16 protein-coding genes are annotated in these 21,505 nt (G+C 70.3%); 2 read left to right on the plus strand and 14 right to left on the minus strand.

All coding sequences use genetic code 11. The features are described from left to right. The first annotated feature begins 6 nt into the window (after nt 1-6). The gene (locus tag ACZ56V_RS03930) at nt 7-2,727 is read left to right on the plus strand and encodes a fumarate reductase/succinate dehydrogenase flavoprotein subunit (RefSeq protein ID WP_468938947.1); all 2,721 of its coding nucleotides are present in this window, start codon (nt 7-9) and stop codon (nt 2,725-2,727) included. Between the two features lie 38 nt (nt 2,728-2,765). Here the strand turns inward: ACZ56V_RS03930 and recQ are convergent, their stop codons facing one another. Beyond that, nucleotides 2,766-4,802 (minus strand): DNA helicase RecQ, encoded by a 2,037-nt coding sequence (gene recQ, locus ACZ56V_RS03935; protein ID WP_467382454.1) that lies wholly within the window; start codon nt 4,800-4,802, stop codon nt 2,766-2,768. 232 nt (nt 4,803-5,034) lie between these two features. On the opposite strand from recQ, the gene ACZ56V_RS03940 reads away from it, so the two are divergent. Then, nucleotides 5,035-5,634 carry a Uma2 family endonuclease gene (locus tag ACZ56V_RS03940; protein WP_467382455.1) on the plus strand — a complete coding sequence of 200 codons (600 nt, stop codon included), beginning with the start codon at nt 5,035-5,037 and terminating at the stop codon, nt 5,632-5,634. Between the two features lie 92 nt (nt 5,635-5,726). Here the strand turns inward: ACZ56V_RS03940 and nuoN are convergent, their stop codons facing one another. The 13 genes from nuoN to ACZ56V_RS04005 are packed head-to-tail and all read right to left on the minus strand — an operon-like array spanning nt 5,727 to nt 21,499. Then, nucleotides 5,727-7,385 (minus strand): NADH-quinone oxidoreductase subunit NuoN, encoded by a 1,659-nt coding sequence (gene nuoN, locus ACZ56V_RS03945; protein WP_468938951.1) that lies wholly within the window; start codon nt 7,383-7,385, stop codon nt 5,727-5,729. Continuing rightward, nucleotides 7,382-8,953 (minus strand): NADH-quinone oxidoreductase subunit M, encoded by a 1,572-nt coding sequence (locus tag ACZ56V_RS03950; RefSeq protein ID WP_398912218.1) that lies wholly within the window; start codon nt 8,951-8,953, stop codon nt 7,382-7,384. Before ACZ56V_RS03950 ends, nuoN begins: the two co-directional genes overlap by 4 nt. 5 nt (nt 8,954-8,958) lie before the next feature. After that, a complete protein-coding gene (gene nuoL / locus ACZ56V_RS03955; RefSeq protein ID WP_356366302.1) occupies nt 8,959-10,923 on the minus strand; it encodes an NADH-quinone oxidoreductase subunit L in 1,965 nt (654 codons plus the stop codon). 14 nt (nt 10,924-10,937) lie between these two features. Continuing rightward, nucleotides 10,938-11,237, minus strand: a complete 300-nt coding sequence (gene nuoK / locus ACZ56V_RS03960; protein ID WP_104632448.1) for an NADH-quinone oxidoreductase subunit NuoK — start codon at nt 11,235-11,237, stop codon at nt 10,938-10,940. Continuing rightward, on the minus strand, nt 11,234-12,106 hold the full coding sequence (locus tag ACZ56V_RS03965; RefSeq protein ID WP_356366300.1) for an NADH-quinone oxidoreductase subunit J: 873 nt from the start codon (nt 12,104-12,106) through the stop codon (nt 11,234-11,236). The genes nuoK and ACZ56V_RS03965 overlap by 4 nt, the downstream gene beginning before the upstream one ends. Next, the gene (nuoI, locus tag ACZ56V_RS03970) at nt 12,103-12,789 is read right to left on the minus strand and encodes an NADH-quinone oxidoreductase subunit NuoI (protein WP_398912216.1); all 687 of its coding nucleotides are present in this window, start codon (nt 12,787-12,789) and stop codon (nt 12,103-12,105) included. The genes ACZ56V_RS03965 and nuoI overlap by 4 nt, the downstream gene beginning before the upstream one ends. After that, nucleotides 12,782-14,161 (minus strand): NADH-quinone oxidoreductase subunit NuoH, encoded by a 1,380-nt coding sequence (gene nuoH, locus ACZ56V_RS03975; protein WP_468938956.1) that lies wholly within the window; start codon nt 14,159-14,161, stop codon nt 12,782-12,784. The genes nuoI and nuoH overlap by 8 nt, the downstream gene beginning before the upstream one ends. Then, nucleotides 14,158-16,662, minus strand: coding sequence for an NADH-quinone oxidoreductase subunit G (locus ACZ56V_RS03980; protein ID WP_468938958.1), 2,505 nt, complete (start codon nt 16,660-16,662; stop codon nt 14,158-14,160). The genes nuoH and ACZ56V_RS03980 overlap by 4 nt, the downstream gene beginning before the upstream one ends. Further along, entirely contained in the window at nt 16,659-18,008 is a 1,350-nt protein-coding gene (gene nuoF / locus ACZ56V_RS03985; RefSeq protein WP_171987339.1) for an NADH-quinone oxidoreductase subunit NuoF, read from the minus strand. The genes ACZ56V_RS03980 and nuoF overlap by 4 nt, the downstream gene beginning before the upstream one ends. Continuing rightward, on the minus strand, nt 18,005-18,877 hold the full coding sequence (nuoE, locus tag ACZ56V_RS03990) for an NADH-quinone oxidoreductase subunit NuoE (RefSeq protein WP_398912214.1): 873 nt from the start codon (nt 18,875-18,877) through the stop codon (nt 18,005-18,007). The genes nuoF and nuoE overlap by 4 nt, the downstream gene beginning before the upstream one ends. Continuing rightward, nucleotides 18,874-20,196 (minus strand): NADH-quinone oxidoreductase subunit D, encoded by a 1,323-nt coding sequence (locus tag ACZ56V_RS03995; RefSeq protein WP_356368278.1) that lies wholly within the window; start codon nt 20,194-20,196, stop codon nt 18,874-18,876. The genes nuoE and ACZ56V_RS03995 overlap by 4 nt, the downstream gene beginning before the upstream one ends. Further along, entirely contained in the window at nt 20,193-20,948 is a 756-nt protein-coding gene (locus ACZ56V_RS04000; protein WP_398912213.1) for an NADH-quinone oxidoreductase subunit C, read from the minus strand. Before ACZ56V_RS04000 ends, ACZ56V_RS03995 begins: the two co-directional genes overlap by 4 nt. After that, nucleotides 20,945-21,499, minus strand: coding sequence for a NuoB/complex I 20 kDa subunit family protein (locus ACZ56V_RS04005; protein WP_006133126.1), 555 nt, complete (start codon nt 21,497-21,499; stop codon nt 20,945-20,947). Before ACZ56V_RS04005 ends, ACZ56V_RS04000 begins: the two co-directional genes overlap by 4 nt. Nucleotides 21,500-21,505: the final 6 nt, after the last annotated feature.

A 21,505-nucleotide genomic window follows, 5' to 3' on the forward strand; every position in this document is an offset into this window, starting at 1 on the left:
CACCTGGTGGAGATCCCCGCGCTCACCGACGCCGAAGAACTCTCCTGCGACGTCCTCGTCATCGGCGGCGGCACCGCCGGCACCATGGCCGCGCTGACCGCCGCCGAGCACGGTGCGGACGTGCTGCTGCTGGAGAAGGCCCACGTCCGCCACTCCGGCGCCCTCGCCATGGGCATGGACGGCGTCAACAACGCCGTCGTCCCCGGCCGCGCCGAACCCGACGACTACGTCGCCGAGATCACCCGCGCCAACGACGGCATCGTCGACCAGTCCACCGTCCGCCAGACCGCCACCCGCGGTTTCGCCATGGTCCAGCGGCTGGAGTCGTACGGGGTGAAGTTCGAGAAGGACGAGCACGGTGACTACGCGGTCCGCCAGGTGCACCGGTCCGGCTCCTACGTGCTGCCGATGCCGGAGGGCAAGGACGTCAAGAAGGTCCTGTACCGGCAGCTGCGGCGGCGCGAGATGCGCGAACGGATCCGCATCGAGAACCGTGTGATGCCGGTGCGGATCCTGACCGCGGAGGGGCGGGCGGTGGGCGCGGCGGGCTTCAACACCCGCACGGGGCGGTTCGTGACCGTCCGCGCCGGTGCCGTGATCCTCGCGACCGGCGCCGCGGGCCGGCTCGGTCTGCCCGCATCCGGCTACCTCTACGGCACCTACGAGAACCCCACCAACGCCGGTGACGGCTACGCCATGGCCTACCACGCGGGCGCCGAACTGACCGGCATCGAGTGCTTCCAGATCAACCCGCTGATCAAGGACTACAACGGCCCGGCGTGCGCCTACGTCGCCAACCCCTTCGGCGGTTACCAGGTCAACCGGCACGGCGAGCGCTTCGTCGACTCCGACTACTGGTCGGGGCAGATGATGGCCGAGTTCGCGGCGGAGGTCGCCAGCGACCGCGGCCCGGTGTACCTGAAGCTCAGCCACCTCCCGGAGGAGTCGGTCTCCGCCCTGGAATCCATCCTGCACTCCACCGAACGCCCGACACGCGGCACCTTCCACGCGGGCCGCGGGCACGACTACCGCACCCACGACGTCGAGATGCACATCTCGGAGATCGGTCTGTGCGGCGGCCACTCCGCCTCCGGCGTCCGGGTCGACGACCACGCCCGCACCACCGTCCCCCGCCTCTACGCGGCCGGTGACCTGGCCTGCGTACCGCACAACTACATGATCGGCGCGTTCGTCTTCGGCGACCTGGCGGGCGCGGACGCCGCCCGGTACACGCCCTACGCGGGTGAACTGCCGCCCGAGCAGCTGCGCGAGGCGCACGAGCTGGTCTACCGCCCGCTGCGCAACCCCGACGGCCCGCCGCAGCCGCAGGTCGAGTACAAACTGCGGCGCTTCGTCAACGACTATGTGGCGCCACCGAAGTCCGGCGCCCGGCTGTCGCTCGCCCTGGAGTCCTTCGAGCGGATGCGCACGGACATCGCGGCGATGGGCGCCCGCACCCCGCACGAACTGATGCGCTGCGCGGAGGTCACCTTCATCCGCGACTGCGCGGAGATGGCCGCCCGGGCCTCCCTGGCCCGCACGGAGTCCCGCTGGGGCCTGTACCACGAGCGCGTCGACATCCCCGAGCGGGACGACGCGTCCTGGTTCCACCACCTCGATCTGCACAAGTCCCCCTCCGGTGCGATGGAGTTCACGGCTCGTCCCGTGGCTCCCTATCTGGTTCCGATCGACGAGTTCACGCCGGTCGGCGGCCCCTCCCGGCACCTCGGCGAGGTGCACCCGGAGCAGGTGGCGACGGCCGGGGCCCGCGATGCCGCACCCCTCGCCACCGGGGTCCGTCCCACGGCCACCGCGGTCACCGCGACCGCCGAGCCGGGCGCCGCCGGTTCCCCCAGGCTGCTGGAGCTGCTCACCCTGGCCGAGAGCGAGCCCGAACTCTCCGCCCTCCGCCCGTATCTGTCCGATCCCGAACCGGGCGTCCGGCGCACGGCGGTCACCGTGCTCACCGAGACCGTCCCGGCCGGTACCGGTCCGGCGCTCGCCGCCGCCCTGTCCGATCCCGACGGCGAGGTGCGCTCCGCCGCGGCCGCCTCGCTGCGTGAACTGGCCGAGACGCTGACGCCCGAACCCGCCCTGGGCGAACCCCTCGCCGAGGCACTGGCCCAGCACGACCCCGTAGTCCGCGCCACCGCCCTCGACCTGCTGCGCATCCTGCGGCTGGGCAGCGCCGGCATCTTCGCCACGGCCCTTTGCGACACCGACGTCCCGGTGCGCATCGAGGCGGTGCGCGGGCTGGTCTCGCTGGACGCCGCGGAGTCGCTCTCCCCGGCCGCCGACGATCCGTCCCGTGAGGTGCGGGTCGCGGTCGCCAAGGCGCTGGGGACGCTGCGGGCGGCGCCCCGCACCGGCGGCGCCCTCGACCGGCTCACCGAGGACCCCGACGTGCTGGTCCGCGGCGCCGCTCTCGCGGCCCTGGCGGACACGGGCTGCCCCGCCCCGCTGGCGGCCCGTGCGGTCACCGCGCTGTCCGACCCCGCCTGGCAGGTGCGGGCGGGCGCGGCCACCGCGCTGTCCGCCGCCGGTTCCGACCGCGCGGTCCCCGTCCTCGCCAAGGCCCTCGCGGACCGGAACGCCGACGTCCGCAAGGCGGCCGTCCTCGCCCTGACCCGGCACACGGCCACCACCGAGGACGCCCGGAGGGCGCTCGCGACCGTCACCGGCGACACGGACGCCGACGTCAGGGCGTACGCGTCCCGGGCGTTGTGACGCCACGGACGGACACAGAAGCTTCCCCCGGCGAGTCCCTATATCCAGTCGTCGGGCTCGGGCTCCGGCTCGTGCTCGGGCCAGTCGTCCGCGCCGGAGTGCGAAGCGGAACCGGTGCCCGGGCCGGCCGACGGGGCCGGGGCGGACGCCTGGGGCGGGGCGGACGCCGGGGTGCTGCCCGGTCCCTCCAGTCCTGCGAGCACCCCGATCACGCCCTCCCCGTACGTCGTCAGCTTCTTCTCACCGACGCCGCTGATGCCCCCGAGCTGCGCCACCGAGGTGGGCCAGACGGTGGCGATCTCCCGGAGGGTGGCGTCGTGGAAGATGACGTAGGCCGGGACGCCCTGCTCGCGGGCCTGTTCCGCACGCCAGGCGCGCAGCGCCTCGAAGGCGGGGACCAGCTCCGCGGGCAGCTCGGCCGCGGCGGCCTTCGCCTTGCGCTCGCCGCGTCCACCGCCGGTCGACTTGGCCGCGGCGGGCTTCTTGGGCTCCTTGCGCAGCGGCACCTCCCGCTCCCGCCGCAGGACCTCGCCGCTGGTCTCGGTCAGCACCAGCGTGCCGTACTCCCCCTCGACCGCGAGCAGGCCCTGGGCCAGCAGCTGCCGGGCGACGCCCCGCCATTCCCCCTCGGTCAGCTCCTCGCCGATGCCGAACACGGAGAGCTGGTCGTGGTCGAACTGGATCACCTTGGCGGTGCGCTTGCCCAGCAGGATGTCGATGATCTGCCCGGCGCCGAACTTCTGCCCGCGCTCCCGCTTCAGCCGGACCACCGTCGACAGCACCTTCTGCGCCGCCACCGTGCCGTCCCAGGTCTCGGGCGGGGTCAGGCAGGTGTCGCAGTTGCCGCAGCCGGCCCGGTCCGGGTCCTGGCCGAAGTAGGCGAGGAGCTGGCCGCGGCGGCACCGGGCGGTCTCGCACAGGGCGAGCATGGCGTCCAGGTGGGACTGGGCCCGGCGGCGGAACGCCTCGTCGCCCTCACCGGACTGGATCAGCTTGCGCTGCTGTATGACGTCGTTGAGGCCGTACGCCATCCAGGCCGTGGAGGGCAGACCGTCCCGCCCCGCGCGGCCGGTCTCCTGGTAGTAGCCCTCGACCGACTTGGGCAGGTCCAGGTGGGCGACGAACCGCACGTCCGGCTTGTCGATGCCCATACCGAAGGCGATGGTCGCCACGACCACCAGGCCCTCCTCGCGCAGGAACCTCGACTGGTGCGCCGCGCGGGTGCCCGCGTCCAGGCCCGCGTGGTAGGGCACCGCCTCGATGCCGTTGCGCGAGAGGAACTCGGCGGTCTTCTCGACGGAGTTGCGCGAGAGGCAGTACACGATGCCCGCGTCCCCGGGGTGCTCCTCGCGCAGGAAGCCCAGGAGCTGCTTCTTGGGGTCGGACTTCGGCACGATCCGGTACTGGATGTTGGGACGGTCGAAGCTGGCCACGAAGTGCCGCGCCGTCGGCATGTGCAGCCGGTCCGTGATCTCGCGGTGGGTGGCGTCGGTGGCCGTCGCCGTGAGCGCGAGCCGGGGCACGTCCGGCCAGCGCTCACCGAGCAGCGACAGGGCGAGGTAGTCGGGCCGGAAGTCGTGGCCCCACTGGGAGACGCAGTGTGCCTCGTCGATGGCGAAGAGAGAGATCTTGCCGCGGGAGAGCAGGTCGAGGGTGCTGTCCAGGCGCAGCCGCTCGGGCGCCAGGTACAGCAGGTCCAGCTCGCCGGCGAGGAACTCGGCCTCCACCACGCGCCGCTCGTCGAAGTCCTGCGTGGAGTTCATGAACCCGGCCCGCACGCCGAGCGCCCGCAGCGCGTCGACCTGGTCCTGCATGAGCGCGATCAGCGGCGAGACCACTATGCCGGTGCCGGGCCTGACCAGGGACGGGATCTGGTAGCACAGCGACTTTCCGCCACCGGTCGGCATGAGCACGACGGCGTCGCCACCGGCGATCACGTGCTCGACGATCGCCTCCTGCTCGCCGCGGAAGGCGTCGTACCCGAAGACCCGGTGCAGGGTGGCCAGCGCCTCGCTGTCCCCGTCCCTCACCTGCGCCGTCCCTGTCATCTCGCCGATCACGCCCGTCCCGCCCATCGTCTCGTCCCCCGTACGTACTGCCTCGCCCGTCCGGTCTGTCTGGTCCGTCCTGCCCCGACCACTGCCTCCACGATAGGGGTCCGCGCCGACAGCCCCGGAGTTATCCACAGGCTGCCCGACGCGGCCCTCGTCAAGGACACGACGATCGTTCACACGTTCGCGGGAGACCCGCCCGTTTCCGGCGGATAGTCTGATTGCACCCGCGAGACTCCGTCCCATGGGAGCACTGATGAGCGTCGAACCGAAGGCGTCCGCGCCCGACTGGCCGACCCCGCCGGAGGGCGGCTGGACCGCGGACGACCTGGACCGGCTTCCGAACCTGCCTCCGCACACGGAGCTGATCGACGGGAGCCTCGTCTTCGTGAGTCCGCAGACCATCTTCCACTCACGTGCTGTGAGCTTCTTCGAGCGGCAGCTCGACTCTCTCGCCCCGGCGGAGTTCGACGTCATCCGCGAGTTCACCATCGACATCGACCGGCAGAACCGACCCGAGCCGGACGTGATCGTCGTGCGGGAAGACGTAGTCCAGGATCCTGGGCAGACGCGCTTCCCCGCCGAGGCCGTCACCCTGGCCGTCGAGGTCGTCTCCCCCGAATCGGTCTCCCGCGACCGCGAGACCAAGCCCCTGAAGTACGCCCGGGCCGGTATCGCCCACTACTGGCGGGTGGAGAACGAGAAGGGGCTCGCCGTCGTCCACGCCTTCGAGCTGGAGCCCACCACCGGCGCCTACACCAGCGTCGGCATCTTCCGCGAACGCATGAAGGTGAGCGCGCCCTTCCCTATGGACCTGGATCTGACGGCCGTCAAAGCGCGCCGCGGCGGCGAGTAGCCCCGACATGAACGGCTGTGGTCCGGCACCTCTGGGAAGAGGGCCGGACCACAGCCGCAACGCCGCAACGCCGCGACGCCGCAAGCGCAGCGTCAGCGCACGAACACCCCCGCCTGACCCGCCAGGTCCAGGAAGTACTGCGGCGCCACGCCGAGCACCACGGTGACGGCCACGCCGACACCGATCGCCGTCATCGTCAGCGGAGACGGCACCGCGACCGTCGGGCCCTCCGGGCGCGGCTCGCTGAAGAACATGAGCACGATCACCCGGATGTAGAAGAACGCCGCGATCGCCGACGAGATCACACCGATCACGACCAGCGGGGCCGCGCCACCCTCCGCCGCCGCCTTGAACACGGCGAACTTCCCCGAGAACCCGGAGGTCAGCGGGATGCCGGCGAAGGCCAGCAGGAACACCGCGAAGACGGCCGCCACCAGCGGCGACCTGCGGCCTAGCCCGGCCCACTTCGACAGGTGCGTCGCCTCGCCGCCCGCGTCGCGCACCAGCGTGACGACCGCGAAGGCGCCGATCGTGACGAAGGAGTACGCGGCCAGGTAGAAGAGGACGGACGAGATGCCCTCCGGCGTGGTCGCGATGACACCGGCGAGGATGAACCCCGCGTGCGCGATCGACGAGTACGCCAGCAGCCGCTTGATGTCGGTCTGCGTGATCGCGACGATCGCACCGGCCAGCATCGTGATGATCGCCACGCCCCACATCACCGGCCGCCAGTCCCAGCGCAGGCCGGGCAGGACGACGTAGAGGATGCGGAGCAGGGCGCCGAAGGCGGCCACCTTTGTCGCCGCCGCCATGAAGCCGGTCACGGGCGTCGGCGCTCCCTGGTACACGTCCGGCGTCCACATGTGGAACGGCACGGCGCCCACCTTGAACAGCAGGCCCATGACGATCAGCGCGGAGCCGACGAGGAGCAGCGCGTCGTTGCCCATGGTGTCGGCGAGCGCCGGGGTGACGTTCTGGACGGTGCCGTCGACGACCTGGGCGATCGTGCCGTACGACATGGAGCCCGCGTAGCCGTAGAGCAGGGCGATGCCGAACAGGGTGAACGCGGAGGCGAAGGCGCCGAGCAGGAAGTACTTGACCGCCGCCTCCTGCGACATGAGCCGCTTGCGGCGGGCCAGCGCGCACAGCAGGTACAGCGGGAGGGAGAAGACTTCCAGGGCCACGAAGAGCGTCAGCAGGTCGTTGGCCGCCGGGAAGACCAGCATGCCGACGACGGCGAAGAGCAGAAGCGGGAAGACCTCCGTGGTGGTGAAGCCCGCCTTGACCGCCTTCTGCTCGCTCTCGCTGCCCGGTACGGCCGCCGCCTGCGCGGCGAAGGAGTCGACGCGGTTGCCGTGCACCTTCGGGTCCAGGCGCCGCTCGGCGAAGGTGAACAGGCCGACCAGGCTGGTCAGCAGGATGGTGCCCTGGAGGAACAGGGCCGGTCCGTCGACGGCGACGGCGCCCATCGCCGTGATGCCGGCCTTGGTCGTGCCGTAGCCGCGCGCGGCGAGTGCGACGACCGCGGCGAACGCCGCGATCAGGGCGACGGCGGACACGAACATCTGGGCGTAGTAACGGGACCTGCGCGGCACGAAGGCCTCGACCAGGATGCCGATGATCGCCGCGCCGATGACGATGAGGACGGGCGACAACTGCCCGTACTCGATCTTCGGCGCGTCGATCTTGGCGATCGGGTCGGCCGCCGTCGCCGCCGTTGTCCACAGGCTGTGGACGGCTGTTGCGCTCACTTGGCCGCCTCCACCTCAGGCTGGGGGTCCGTCTTGTGTACGTCGGACATGGTCTGTTCCACCGCCGGGTTGACGATGTCCGTCACGGGCTTCGGGAAGACGCCCAGGAAGATCAGCAGCGCCACCAGCGGTGCCACCACCACCAGCTCGCGCACCCGCAGGTCGGGCATCCCGTTCACCTCGGCCTTCACCGGGCCCGTCATCGTCCGCTGGTAGAGGACGAGGGTGTAGAGCGCGGCGAGGACGATGCCGAGGGTGGCGATGATGCCGATCACCGGATAGCGGGTGAACGTGCCGACCAGGACCAGGAACTCACTGACGAAGGGCGCCAGTCCCGGCAGCGACAGGGTCGCCAGGCCGCCGATCAGGAAGGTGCCGGCCAGGATCGGGGCGACCTTCTGCACACCGCCGAAGTCGGCGATGAGGCGCGAGCCGCGCCGCGAGATCAGGAATCCGGCGATCAGCATCAGCACCGCGGTCGAGATGCCGTGGTTGACCATGTACAGCGTGGCGCCGGACTGGCCCTGGCTGGTCATCGCGAAGATGCCCATGATGATGAAGCCGAAGTGCGAGATCGACGCGTAGGCGATCAGCCGCTTGATGTCGCGCTGGCCGACCGCGAGCAGCGCGCCGTAGATGATGCTGATGACCGCCAGGACCAGGATGACCGGCGTCGCCCACTTGCTGGCCTCCGGGAAGAGCTGGAGGCAGAAGCGGAGCATCGCGAAGGTGCCGACCTTGTCGACGACCGCCGTGATGAGCACGGCGACCGGCGCGGTCGCCTCCCCCATGGCGTTGGGCAGCCAGGTGTGCAGCGGGAACAGCGGCGCCTTCACCGCGAAGGCGAAGAAGAAGCCGAGGAACAGCCAGCGCTCGGTGTCGGTCGCCATGTCCAGCGAGCCGTTGGCCCGCGCCTCGGCGATCTCCGTGAGCGAGAAGTTCCCGGCGACCACGTAGAGGCCGATCACCGCGGCCAGCATGATCAGTCCGCCGGCCAGGTTGTAGAGCAGGAACTTCACGGCCGCGTACGACCGCTGGGTCGCCGCGGTCTTCTCGCCGTGCTCGTGGGCCCGGTCGCCGAAGCCGCCGATCAGGAAGTACAGCGGGATCAGCATGGCTTCGAAGAAGATGTAGAAGAGGAAGACGTCGGTGGCCTCGAAGGAGATGATGACCATCGCCTCGACGGCCAGGATCAGGGCGAAGAAGCCCTGCGTCGGCCGCCACCGGCTGCTGCCGGTCTCCAGCGGGTCGGCGTCGTGCCAGCCCGCAAGGATGATGAACGGGATCAGCAGGGCGGTCAGTGCGATCAGCGCCACCGCGATGCCGTCCACGCCCAGTTCGTAGCGGACGCCGAAGTCCGCGATCCAGGAGTGGGACTCGGTGAGCTGGTAGCGGTCGCCGCCGGGGTCGAAGCGGACCAGGACCGTGATCGCCAGCGCGAGCGTGGCCAGCGAGACCAGCAGCGCCAGCCACTTGGCCGCGGTGCGTCGCGCGGCCGGCACGGCTGCCGTGGCGATCGCCCCGACGGCCGGGAGGGCCGCCGTGACTGTCAGCAGGGGAAAGGACATCGGTATCAGACCGCCCTCATCAGCAGGGTCGCGGCGACGAGGAGCGCCGCACCGCCGAACATCGAGACCGCGTACGAGCGCGCGAAGCCGTTCTGCAGCTTGCGCATCCGCCCGGACAGGCCGCCGACCGAGGCCGCCGTGCCGTTGACGACTCCGTCGACCAGGGTGTGGTCGACGTAGACCAGGGAGCGCGTGAGGTGCTCGCCGCCGCGGACCAGGACGACGTGGTTGAAGTCGTCCTGGAGCAGGTCGCGACGGGCGGCCCGGGTGAGCAGCGAACCGCGCGGGGCGACGGCCGGGACCGGACGGCGCCCGTACTGCGCCCAGGCGAGGGCGACGCCGATGACCATGCAGGCCACCGTCGCCCCGGTGACCGTACCGGCGCTGATCGGCGCGTCGCCGTGGCTGTGCCCGGTGATGGGCTCCAGCCAGTGCAGGAAGCGGTCGCCGATGCTGAAGAAGGCACCGCCCGCGACCGATCCGACGGCCAGCACGATCATCGGAATCGTCATGAGCCCCGGCGACTCGTGCGGGTGCGGCGGCTCGTACTCGCCGCGCGTCTCGGCGGCGGGCTCCACGTCGGACTTGGCCGGCGACGGCGTCGGGGCGTTGCGCCAGCGCTCCTCGCCGAAGAACGTCATGAGCATCACGCGCGTCATGTAGTACGCGGTGATGGCCGCGCCCAGCAGGGCGCAGGCGCCGAGGATCCAGCCCTCGGTGCCGCCCTTGGCGAACGCCGCCTCGATGATCTTGTCCTTGGAGAAGAAGCCGGACAGGCCCGGGAAGCCGATGATGGCGAGGTAGCCGAGGCCGAAGGTGACGAAGGTGACCGGCATGTACTTGCGCAGTCCGCCGTAGCGGCGCATGTCGACCTCGTCGTTCATGCCGTGCATGACGGACCCGGCGCCGAGGAACAGCCCGGCCTTGAAGAAGCCGTGCGTCACCAGGTGCATGATCGCGAAGACGTAGCCGATGGGGCCGAGGCCCGCGGCGAGCACCATGTAGCCGATCTGCGACATGGTCGAACCGGCGAGGGCCTTCTTGATGTCGTCCTTGGCGCAACCGACGATCGCACCGAACAGCAGCGTGACCGCGCCGACGATGGTGACCACCAGTTGCGCGTCCGGCGCGCCGTTGAAGATGGCGCCGGAGCGGACGATGAGGTAGACGCCCGCGGTCACCATGGTCGCGGCGTGGATGAGGGCCGAGACCGGTGTCGGGCCCTCCATCGCGTCACCGAGCCAGGACTGCAGCGGGACCTGCGCGGACTTGCCGCAGGCGGCGAGCAGCAGCATCAGGGCGATCGCGGTGAGCTTGCCCTCGTCCGCCCCGGCCGCGAGCCCGGCCTCCCCGTGGCCGCCGAGCACCGGCCCGAAGGCGAAGGTGCCGAACCACAGGAACATCAGCATGATGCCGATGGACAGGCCCATGTCGCCGACGCGGTTGACCAGGAATGCCTTCTTCGCGGCGGTGGCGGCGCTGGGCTTGTGCTGCCAGAAGCCGATGAGCAGGTAGGAGGCGAGGCCGACGCCCTCCCAGCCGACGTACAGCAGCAGGTAGTTGTCGGCGAGGACGAGGATCAGCATCGCCGCGAGGAACAGGTTCAGGTAGCCGAAGAAGCGGCGGCGGCGCTCGTCGTGCTCCATGTACGCGACCGAGTACAGGTGGATGAGCGAGCCGACGCCGGTGATCAGCAGGACGAACGTCATCGACAGCTGGTCGAGCCGGAAGGCGACGTCGGCCTGGAAGCCCTCCACCGGGATCCAGCTGAACAGGTGCTGCGTCAGGGTGCGGTCCTCGGCGCCGCTGCCGAGCAGGTCGGCGAAGAGGACGACGCCGATCACGAAGGACACGGCGGCCAGCAGCGTGCCGATCCAATGGCCGACGCGGTCCAGCCGGCGTCCGCCGCACAGCAGGACGACCGCTCCTAGCAGGGGCGCCGCCACCAGCAGCGCAATCAGGTTCTCCACGTTTCAGCAGCCCCTCACAGCTTCATCAGGCTGGCGTCGTCGACCGAGGCCGAGTGGCGGGAACGGAACAGGGACACGATGATCGCGAGCCCGACCACGACCTCCGCGGCGGCGACGACCATCGTGAAGAAGGCGATGATCTGGCCGTCGAGATTGCCGTGCAGGCGGGAGAAGGCGACGAACGCGAGGTTGCAGGCGTTGAGCATCAGCTCGATGCACATGAAGACCACGATCGCGTTGCGCCGGATCAGCACGCCGGTGGCGCCGATCGTGAACAACAGGGCCGCGAGGTAGAGGTAGTTGACGGGACTCACTTCGACGCCTCCTCGGACCGCTGGGAGTCGGAACGCCCGGTCTCGCCCCGCCCGGAGCCCGCCGGGCCGACGGCCTTGCGCTCCAGGCGCTCCTCGGCCCGCTGCTCCAGCGCCTTCAGGTCGCCCAGAGCCTCCATCGACACGTCGCGGATCTGGCCCCGCTCGCGCAGCGTCTTGCTGACGGTCAGCTCGGAGGGGGTGCCGTCGGGCAGCAGGCCCGCGATGTCGACCGCGTTGTGCCGGGCGTACACGCCGGGGGCCGGCAGCGGTGGCAGGTACTTGCCGTCGCGGACGCGCTGCTCGGACAGCTCGCGCTGGGTCCTGGCGCGCTCGGTGCGCTCGCGGTGGGTGAGCACCATGGCGCCGACGGCCGCCGTGATGAGCAGCGCGCCGGTGATCTCGAAGGCGAAGACGTACTTGGTGAAGATGAGGGACGCGATGCCCTCCACGTTGCCGTTCGCGTTGGCCTGGGCGAGGCCGGTGAACTCGGTGACGGAGGCATTGCCGATGCCGGCGATCAGCAGGATGCCGAAGCCGAGCCCGGACAGCAGGGCCAGCCAGCGCTGGCCCTTGATGGTCTCCTTCAGCGAGTCCGCCGCGGTGACGCCGACGAGCATCACCACGAACAGGAACAGCATCATGATGGCGCCGGTGTAGACGACGATCTGCACGATGCCGAGGAAGTAGGCGCCGTTGGCGAGGTAGAACACCGCCAGGACGATCATGGTCCCGGCGAGGCACAGCGCGCTGTGCACGGCCTTCTTCATGAAGACGGTGCACAGGGCGCCGATCACCGCGACGGTGCCGAGGATCCAGAACTGGACGGCCTCTCCGGTGGAAGTGGAGTAGGCGGCGAGCTGCGCGCTCATCGGCGGATCACCTCCTCCGACGCCGGTTCCGTCCCGCCGAAGGTGGAGTCGCCCTCCTGGACGACCTCCCCCTTGGAGTGGGCGACCTGCTGGACCGTGCCGGGCGCGGCCTCGGTCACCAGGCCCTGGTAGTAGTCCTGCTCGTCGGTGCCGGGGTAGATGGCGTGCGGCGAGTCGACCATGCCCTCCTCCAGACCGGCGAGCAGCTGCTCCTTGGTGAAGATGAGGTTGGCGCGGCTGGAGTCGGCCAGCTCGAACTCGTTGGTCATCGTCAGCGCGCGCGTGGGGCATGCCTCGATGCACAGGCCGCACAGGATGCAGCGGGCGTAGTTGATCTGGTAGACGCGGCCGTACCGCTCCCCCGGCGAGTAACGCTCCTCGTCGGTGTTGTCCGCGCCCTCCACGTAGATGGCGTCGGCGGGACAGGCCCAGGCGCACAACTCGCAGCCGACGCACTTCTCCAGGCCGTCCGGATGGCGGTTGAGCTGGTGCCGTCCGTGGAAGCGCGGAGCGGTGGTCTTCTGCTGCTCCGGGTACTGCTCGGTCAGCCGCTTCTTGAACATGGCCTTGAAGGTCACGCCGAAGCCGGCCACCGGGTTCAGGAAACCGGGGTCGGTCCCCCTGTGCTCCACGTGTTCCGTGTCTTCCCTGTGTTCCTTGGGTTCCTTGTGTTCCTCAGCCATCGGACGCCTCCTTTCCATCCGTAGATCCGCCCACAGGTCCGTCACTGTGAGTATCGGGCCCGCCACTGACAATCAGCTCCCGCTCCCGGCGGGGACGGCGCCTGGGCACCGGCGGCACCTGCTGTCCGGGCATCGGCGGGACGGGGAATCCGCCGGCCATCGGGTCGAAGGCGGCCTCCTCCTCGACGGGCTGTCCGGCGTCCTTGCCGCCCTTGTCGCGGTACATGTCCACGAGGAAGGACAACAGCAGCAGGACCAGGACGCCGCCGCCGATGTAGAGGGCGATGTCGGTGAAGCCGTAGTTCTCGTTCCTGAGGGCCCGCACGGTCGCGACCAGCATCAGCCAGACCAGGGAGACCGGGATGAGGACCTTCCAGCCGAGCTTCATCAACTGGTCGTAGCGGACCCGGGGCAGGGTGCCGCGCAGCCAGATGAAGAAGAACAGCAGCAGTTGGACCTTGACCACGAACCAGAGCAGCGGCCACCAGCCGTGGTTGGCGCCCTCCCAGAAGGTGCTGATCGGCCAGGGGGCCCGCCAGCCGCCGAGGAACAGCGTGGTGGCGACCGCCGAGACCGTCACCATGTTCACGTACTCGGCGAGCATGAACATCGCGAACTTGATCGACGAGTACTCGGTGTTGAAGCCGCCCACCAGGTCGCCCTCGGACTCGGGCATGTCGAACGGAGCGCGGTTGGTCTCGCCGACCATCGTGACGATGTAGAGGATGAAGGAGACCGGCAGCAGCACGATGTACCAGCGGTCGTCCTGCTGGGCGACGATCTCCGAGGTCGACATCGAACCGGAGTAGAGGAACACCGAGGCGAACGCGGCGCCCATCGCGATCTCGTAGGAGATCATCTGGGCGCAGGAGCGCAGTCCGCCGAGCAGCGGGTACGTCGACCCGGAGCTCCAGCCGGCGAGCACGATGCCGTAGATGCCGACCGAGGCGACCGCCAGGATGAACAGCATCGCGATCGGCAGGTCGGTGAGCTGCATGGCGGTGCGGTGGCCGAAGATCGAGACCTCGTTGCCGGCCGGTCCGAAGGGGATCACCGAGATCGCCATGAAGGCCGGGATGGCCGCGACGACCGGCGCGAGGATGTAGACCGCCTTGTCGGCGCGCTTGACGACGACGTCTTCCTTGAGCATCAGCTTGATGCCGTCGGCGAGCGACTGGAGCATGCCCCAGGGGCCGTGCCGGTTCGGGCCGATGCGCAGCTGCATCCAGGCGACGACCTTGCGCTCCCACACGATGGAGAACAGCACGGTCACCATCAGGAAGGCGAAGCAGAACACGGCCTTGACGACGACCAGCCACCAGGGGTCGGTGCCGAACATCGAGAGGTCTTCAGCGGCGAGGTACGGGCTCATGCCTCCACCTCCTTGGGGGCGTCGCCCGCGGGCGTCGCCGGACCGATGCGGACGAGGGTTCCGGGCAGTACCCCGGCGTCGGAGGCGACGCCGGTGCCGGCCGAGTTCAGCGGGAGCCAGACCACCCGGTCGGGCATCTCGGTGACCTGGAGCGGGAAGGCGACGGCTCCGGCCGGTCCGGTGACGGCGAGGAGGTCGCCGTCCTTGACGCCCGCCTCGGCGGCCGTGGCGGCCGACACGCGCGCGCGTGCGGCGTGCCGGGTGCCGGCGAGCGCCTCGTCGCCCTGCTGGAGCAGTCCCTGGTCGAGCAGCAGCCGGTGTCCGGCCAGCACTGCCTCTCCGGCGGCCGGCCGCGGCAGCGCGCTCGCGGTCTGCAGTGGCTCGCCGCCCCGCGGTCCGTCCCAGGCACCGAGCCGGTCGATCTCCGCGCGCGTGGTGCGCAGATCGGGCAGGCCCAGGTGTACGTCCATGGCGTCGGCCAGCATCTGCAGGACGCGGGCGTCGGCGGGAGCGAGCCGGCGTGTCATCTGGTCGGGCTTGAGCGCGGCCTCGAAGAAGCGCACCCTGCCCTCCCAGTTGAGGAAGGTGCCGGGCTTCTCGGCGACCGCGGCGACGGGCAGGACCACGTCGGCGCGTTCGGTGACCTCGCTGGGCCGCAGCTCCAGCGACACCACGAACCCGGCCTCGTCGAGTGCCGCACGCGCACGAGCCGGGTCGGGCAGGTCGGCGACCTCCACGCCCGCCACGAGCAGCGCCTGCAGTTCGCCCCGGGCCGCGGCCTCGACGATCTCGCCGGTGTCGCGGCCGTAGCGGTGCGGGAGGTCGGCCAGGCCCCACAGGGTGGCGACCTCCTCACGCGCGCGCGGGTCGGTCGCCGGACGGCCGCCGGGCAGCAGCGACGGCAGCGCGCCCGCCTCGATCGCGCCGCGCTCTCCGGCCCGGCGCGGGATCCACACCAGCCGGGCGCCGGTCGCCGTCGAGGTCCGTACGGCGGAGGTGAGGCCTCCGGCCACGGACGCCAGCCGTTCACCGACGACGATCACGGAGCCCTCGGCACGCAGGGCCTCGGCGGCCTGGGCGCCGCCCTCCTCCAGGCCGACGCCGCTCGCGAGGGCGTCCAGCCACTCGGTCTCGGTGCCGGGAGCGGCGGGGAGCAGGGTGCCGCCCGCCTTCTCCAGGCCCCGCGTGGCGTGCGTGGCCAGCGAGAAGACCTTCTGCCCGTGCCCCCGCCAAGCCTTGCGCAGCCTCAGGAAGACGCCGGGCGCCTCCTCCTCGGCCTCGAAGCCGACCAGCAGGACGGCGGGCGCGTTCTCCAGCGACGTGTAGGTGACGCCCGCGCCGTCGAGGTCACGGCCGCGCCCGGCGACGTGGGCGGCCAGGAAGTCGGCCTCCTCGGCGCTGTGCACGCGCGCGCGGAAGTCGATGTCGTTGGTGTCGAGCGCCACGCGCGCGAACTTGCTGTACGCGTAGGCGTCCTCGACGGTGAGCCGCCCGCCGGTCAGGACGCCGGTGCGGCCCCTGGAGGCGAGCAGTCCCTGCGCGGCGATCTGCAGCGCCTCCGGCCAGGAGGCCGGCTCCAGCTCGCCCTCCGCGTTGCGCACCAGGGGCGTGGTGAGCCGGTCCCGCTGCTGCGCGTACCGGAACCCGAAGCGTCCCTTGTCGCAGATCCACTCCTCGTTGACCTCGGGCTCGTTGGCCGCGAGGCGCCGCATGACCTTGCCGCGCCGGTGGTCGGTGCGGGTGGCGCAGCCGCCGGAGCAGTGCTCGCACACGGAGGGCGAGGAGATCAGGTCGAAGGGCCGCGAGCGGAACCGGTACGCCGCCGAGGTGAGCGCGCCGACCGGGCAGATCTGGATGGTGTTGCCGGAGAAGTACGACTCGAAGGGGTCGCCCTCGCCGGTGCCGACCTGCTGGAGCGCGCCCCGCTCGATCAGCTCGATCATCGGGTCGCCCGCGACCTGGTTGGAGAACCGGGTGCAGCGGGCGCACAGCACGCAGCGCTCGCGGTCGAGCAGGACCTGCGTGGAGATCGGCACGGGCTTCTCGTAGGTCCGCTTCTTGCCCTCGAAGCGGGAGTCGGCCTGGCCGTGCGACATCGCCTGGTTCTGCAGGGGGCACTCGCCGCCCTTGTCGCAGACCGGGCAGTCCAGCGGGTGGTTGATGAGCAGCAGCTCCATCACACCGTGCTGGGCCTTCTCGGCGACGGGCGAGGTGAGCTGCGTCTTCACCACCATGCCGTCGGTGCAGGTGATGGTGCAGGACGCCATGGGCTTGCGCTGGCCCTCGACCTCGACGATGCACTGGCGGCAGGCGCCGGCCGGGTCGAGGAGGGGGTGGTCGCAGAACCGGGGGATCTCGATGCCGAGCTGCTCGGCGGCCCGGATGACCAGGGTGCCCTTGGGCACGCTGATCTCGGCGCCGTCGATCGTCAGCGATACGAGGTCCTCCGGCGGGACCGCCGCCTCTCCCCCTCCCGAGGGAGCATTGGTGGTCACAGTCATGCCTTCACCTCCGTGCGGTCGGCCCAGGCCGTCGACTTGGCCGGGTCGAAGGGGCAGCCGCGGCCCGTGATGTGCTCCTCGTACTCCTCGCGGAAGTACTTGAGCGAGGAGAAGATCGGCGAGGCGGCACCGTCGCCGAGGGCGCAGAAGGACTTGCCGTTGATGTTGTCGGCGATGTCGTTCAGCTTGTCGAGGTCGGACATCTGTCCCTTGCCGGCCTCGATGTCGCGCAGCAGCTGGACGAGCCAGTACGTGCCTTCGCGGCAGGGTGTGCACTTGCCGCAGGACTCGTGGGCGTAGAACTCGGTCCAGCGGGTGACGGCGCGCACGACGCAGGTCGTCTCGTCGAAGCACTGGAGCGCCTTGGTGCCGAGCATGGAACCGGCGGCGCCCACTCCTTCGTAGTCGAGGGGGACGTCGAGGTGCTCGTCGGTGAACATCGGCGTCGAGGAGCCGCCGGGCGTCCAGAACTTGAGGCGGTGGCCGGGGCGCATGCCGCCGCTCATGTCGAGGAGCTGGCGCAGCGTGATGCCGAGCGGGGCCTCGTACTGGCCGGGGCCCGCGACGTGGCCGCTGAGCGAGTACAGCGTGAAGCCCGGGGACTTCTCGCTGCCCATCGACCTGAACCAGTCCTTGCCCTTGTTCAGGATCGCGGGAACTGAAGCGATCGATTCGACGTTATTCACCACAGTCGGGCACGCGTAGAGGCCCGCGACGGCAGGGAAGGGGGGGCGGAGCCGCGGTTGGCCCCGGCGGCCTTCGAGCGAGTCGAGCAGTGCGGTCTCCTCACCGCAGATGTACGCGCCCGCGCCCGCGTGCACGGTGAGAGTGAGGTCGAGTCCGCTGCCCAGGATGTTCTCGCCGAGGAAGCCGGCCGCGTAGGCCTCGCGCACGGCCTCGTGCAACCGCCGCAGTACTGGGACGACTTCACCACGCAGGTAGATGAAGGCATGCGAAGACCTGATGGCGTAACACGCGATGACGATGCCCTCGATGAGGCTGTGCGGGTTCGCGAAGAGGAGCGGGATGTCCTTGCAGGTCCCCGGCTCCGACTCGTCGGCGTTGACAACTAGATAGTGAGGCTTGCCGTCCCCCTGAGGAATGAACTGCCACTTCATCCCCGTCGGGAACCCGGCACCGCCGCGTCCACGCAGACCGGACTCCTTGACGTACGCGATCAGGTCGTCCGGCGCCATCGCCAGCGCCTTGCGGAGTCCCTCGTACCCCTCGTGCCTCCGGTAGACGTCGAGAGTCCACGACTCGTCCTCGTCCCAGAAGGCCGACAGCACGGGTGCGAGCAGCTTCTCCGGGCTGCTGCCCCTGATCTCGGCTGCCACGGTCATCACTCCCCCTCCTCGGCGGTAGGCCCTGCCGGGTTGGAAGGGTCGGATGCCGATGTGTCCTGCGGCGCGTCGTGCGAGCTCAGGTGTTCCGTCGGGGACGGGTCGTGCACGTCCCGGTCCTGCGGCGCGTCGTGCGGCCCGCCGTCCCGCGGGTGCACCACACGCGCGGCGGACGTCTCGCCCTTGGCGAGCTTGAGCCCGGCCAGGGATGCGGGACCCGCGCTGCCGCCGGCCGCGACGGCGCCGTCCCGCTCGTCGGGGAAGCCCGCCAGGATCCGGGCGGTCTCCTTGAAGGTGCACAGCGGCGCACCGCGCGTGGGCGTCACCGGCCGTCCCGCGCGCAGGTCGTCGACGAGGGACTTGACGCTCTCCGGGGTCTGGTTGTCGAAGAACTCCCAGTTGACCATCACGACCGGTGCGAAGTCGCAGGCCGCGTTGCACTCGATGTGCTCCAGGGTGACCTTGCCGTCCTCGGTGGTCTCGCCGTTGCCGACGCCGAGGTGCTCCTGGAGGGACTCGAAGATCGCGTCGCCGCCCATCACCGCGCACAGCGTGTTGGTGCACACGCCGACCTGGTAGTCGCCGCTCGGCCCGCGCCGGTACATGGTGTAGAAGGTCGCGACCGCGGTGACCTCGGCGGTGGTGAGGTCCAGCATGTCCGCGCAGAACTGCATCCCGGTGCGCGTGACGTGTCCCTCCTCCGACTGCACCAGGTGCAGCAGCGGCAGGAGGGCGGACCGGGAGTCCGGGTAGCGGGCGATGACCTCGCGCGCGTCGGACTCCAGCCGGGCCCGGACGTCGTCCGGGTAGGCGGGCGCGGGCAGTTCCGGCATGCCCAGGCTGACGCCCCGCTCCGAAGAAGAGGTGGTCACCGGTCGACGCCTCCCATCACGGGGTCGATGGACGCCACGGCGACGATGACGTCGGCGACCTGGCCGCCCTCGCACATCGCCGCCATGGCCTGCAGGTTGGTGAAGGACGGGTCGCGGAAGTGGACCCGGAAGGGGCGGGTGCCGCCGTCGGAGACGACATGCACGCCCAGCTCGCCCTTGGGGGACTCGACCGCCGTGTACGCCTGTCCCGGCGGCACTCGGAAGCCCTCGGTGACCAGCTTGAAGTGGTGGATCAGGGCCTCCATGGAGGTGCCCATGATCTTCTTGATGTGGTCGAGGGAGTTGCCGAGGCCGTCCGGCCCCAGGGCGAGCTGGGCGGGCCAGGCGATCTTCTTGTCGGCGACCATGACCGGGCCGGGCTGGAGCCGGTCCAGGCACTGCTCGACGATCCTGAGCGACTGGCGCATCTCCTCCAGCCGGATCAGGAAGCGGCCGTAGGAGTCGCAGGTGTCGGCGGTCGGGACGTCGAAGTCGTACGTCTCGTAGCCGCAGTACGGCTGGGTCTTGCGCAGGTCGTGCGGGAGGCCGGTGGACCTGAGGACGGGGCCGGTGGCGCCGAGGGCCATGCAGCCGGCCAGGTCGAGGTAGCCGACGTCCTGCATGCGGGCCTTGAAGATGGGGTTCCCGGTGGCGAGCTTGTCGTACTCCGGGAGGTTCTTGTTCATCTTCTTCACGAACTCGCGGATCTGGTCCACCGCGCCCGGCGGCAGGTCCTGGGCGAGTCCGCCCGGGCGGATGTACGCATGGTTCATCCTCAGGCCGGTGATCAGCTCGTAGATGTCGAGAATCAGTTCACGATCACGGAAGCCGTAGATCATGATCGTGGTGGCGCCCAGTTCCATGCCGCCGGTGGCGATGGCCACCAGGTGGGAGGAGAGCCGGTTCAGCTCCATCAGCATGACCCGGATGATCGTGGCCCGGTCCGGGATCTGGTCCTCGATGCCGAGGAGCTTCTCGACGCCCAGGCAGTACGCCGCCTCGTTGAAGAACGGCGTCAGGTAGTCCATGCGCGTCACGAACGTGGTGCCCTGCGTCCAGGTCCGGTACTCGAGGTTCTTCTCGATGCCGGTGTGCAGGTAGCCGATGCCGCAGCGGGCCTCGGTGACCGTCTCACCGTCGATCTCCAGGATGAGGCGGAGCACACCGTGCGTGGACGGGTGCTGGGGGCCCATGTTGACGACGATGCGCTCGTCGTCGGCGCGGGCCGCGGACTGGACGACCTCGTCCCAGTCACCGCCGGTGACCGTGTAGACGGTGCCTTCGGTCGTCTCCCTGGGGGAGGCGTGGGAAGTGCTCACGAGTACGACCTCCGCTGGTCCGGAGCCGGGATCTGGGCGCCCTTGTACTCGACGGGGATGCCGCCGAGGGGGTAGTCCTTGCGCTGCGGAAAGCCCTGCCAGTCGTCCGGCATCATGATCCGCGTCAGGGCCGGGTGACCGTCGAAGACGATGCCGAAGAAGTCGTACGTCTCGCGCTCGTGCCAGTCGTTCGTCGGGTAGACGGAGAACAGCGACGGGATGTGCGGGTCGCTGTCGGGCGCGCTGACTTCGAGGCGGATCAGCCGGTTGTGGGTGATCGAGCGCAGGTGGTAGACGGCGTGCAGCTCGCGGCCCTTGTCGTGCGGGTAGTGGACGCCGCTGACGCCGGTGCACAGCTCGAAGCGCAGGGCGGGGTCGTCGCGCAGGGTGCGGGCGACGCGGACCAGGTGCTCGCGCTCGATGTGGAAGGTCATCTCGCCCCGGTCGACGACCGTCTTCTCGATGGCGTTGTCGGGCAGGAGACCCTGTTCCTCCAGCGCGCCCTCGAGTTCGTCGGCGACCTCGTCGAACCAGCCGCCGTAGGGGCGGCTCGCCGGTCCCGGGAGCCGGACGGAGCGGACCAGGCCGCCGTAGCCGGAGGTGTCGCCGCCGTTGTTGGCGCCGAACATGCCGCGCTGGACGCGGATCTCCTCGCCGCCCTGGCCCCGCTGGCCGGGGAGGTTCTCCGCGGACAGGTCCTTCTCGGGGTTCACACCGTTCGCGTCACCCGCGGTGTTGTTCGCGTCGCTCACCGCAGCAGCCCCTTCATCTCGATCGTGGGCAGGGCCTTGAGCGCCGCTTCCTCCGCCTCGCGGGCCGCCTCCTCGGCGTTCACACCGAGCTTGGAGCTCTGGATCTTCTGGTGGAGCTTGAGGATGGCGTCCATCAGCATCTCGGGCCGCGGCGGGCAGCCGGGGAGGTAGATGTCGACCGGGACGACGTGGTCGACGCCCTGGACGATGGCGTAGTTGTTGAACATGCCGCCCGAGGAGGCGCAGACCCCCATGGAGATGACCCACTTCGGGTTCGGCATCTGGTCGTAGACCTGTCGCAGCACCGGCGCCATCTTCTGGCTGACCCGGCCCGCGACGATCATCAGGTCCGCCTGCCGCGGCGAGCCGCGGAAGACCTCCATGCCGAAGCGCGCCAGGTCGTAGCGGCCGGCGCCGGTGGTCATCATCTCGATGGCACAGCAGGCGAGGCCGAACGTGGCCGGGAAGACGGACGACTTGCGCACCCAGCCCGCGGCCTGCTCGACGGTGGTCAGCAGGAAGCCGCTCGGCAGTTTTTCTTCGAGTCCCATGTCAAA

Source organism: Streptomyces sp. NPDC034099 (genome assembly GCF_055575415.1).